This is a genomic window from Bacillus sp. N1(2025), from assembly GCF_053470005.1.
The window spans coordinates 1-676 of record NZ_JBLTJB010000035.1 but is presented as its reverse complement, the minus strand read 5'-3'; the positions used below and the strand labels follow the sequence as shown (position 1 = coordinate 676).

The window sequence follows — 676 nt, the reverse complement described above, 5'->3', positions numbered from 1 at the left end:
TTTGAATGTATGCTTACTGTTATCTAGTTTTGAGAGAATTTTTTCAAAAAAACTCTTGCTTTTTCTGAAATACATAGTATAATAATACATGTCACTAAAACGTCTGGTGATGATGGCGAAGAGGTCACACCCGTTCCCATGCCGAACACGGAAGTTAAGCTCTTCAGCGCCGATGGTAGTCGGGGGTTTCCCCCTGTGAGAGTAGGACATCGCCAGGCAGACTTCATTCCGCAGTAGCTCAGTGGTAGAGCTATCGGCTGTTAACCGATCGGTCGTAGGTTCGAATCCTACCTGCGGAGCCATTTATGGAGAGCTGTCCGAGTGGCCGAAGGAGCACGATTGGAAATCGTGTAGGCGGTAACCCCGTCTCAAGGGTTCGAATCCCTTGCTCTCCGCCACTAATTATCAATACATAACAAACGAAAAAATACCAGGGCCCGTTGGTCAAGCGGTTAAGACACCGCCCTTTCACGGCGGTAACACGGGTTCGAATCCCGTACGGGTCACTTATATGATGGAGGATTAGCTCAGCTGGGAGAGCATCTGCCTTACAAGCAGAGGGTCGGCGGTTCGAGCCCGTCATCCTCCACCATTATTATCGCGGGGTGGAGCAGTTCGGTAGCTCGTCGGGCTCATAACCCGAAGGTCGCAGGTTCAAATCCTGCCCCCGCAACCA

At 50.7% G+C, this 676-nt stretch carries 5 tRNA genes and 1 rRNA gene; all 6 read left to right on the top strand.

Features of this window, described 5'->3' with window-relative positions:
• Positions 1 to 102 precede the first annotated feature (102 nt).
• The 6 genes from rrf to ACNFN4_RS22200 all read left to right on the top strand — a co-directional run bounded on the left by rrf (position 103) and on the right by ACNFN4_RS22200 (position 676).
• Positions 103 to 218: ribosomal RNA gene (rrf, locus tag ACNFN4_RS22225) — 5S ribosomal RNA — on the top strand.
• A 9-nt stretch (positions 219 to 227) separates the two neighbouring features.
• A tRNA-Asn gene (locus ACNFN4_RS22220) sits at positions 228 to 302 on the top strand.
• A 5-nt stretch (positions 303 to 307) separates the two neighbouring features.
• Positions 308 to 398 (top strand) — tRNA-Ser (locus ACNFN4_RS22215).
• 36 nt (positions 399 to 434) lie between these two features.
• A tRNA-Glu gene (locus tag ACNFN4_RS22210) sits at positions 435 to 506 on the top strand.
• 10 nt (positions 507 to 516) lie between these two features.
• Positions 517 to 592, top strand: a tRNA-Val gene (locus tag ACNFN4_RS22205).
• A 7-nt stretch (positions 593 to 599) separates the two neighbouring features.
• Positions 600 to 676, top strand: a tRNA-Met gene (locus ACNFN4_RS22200).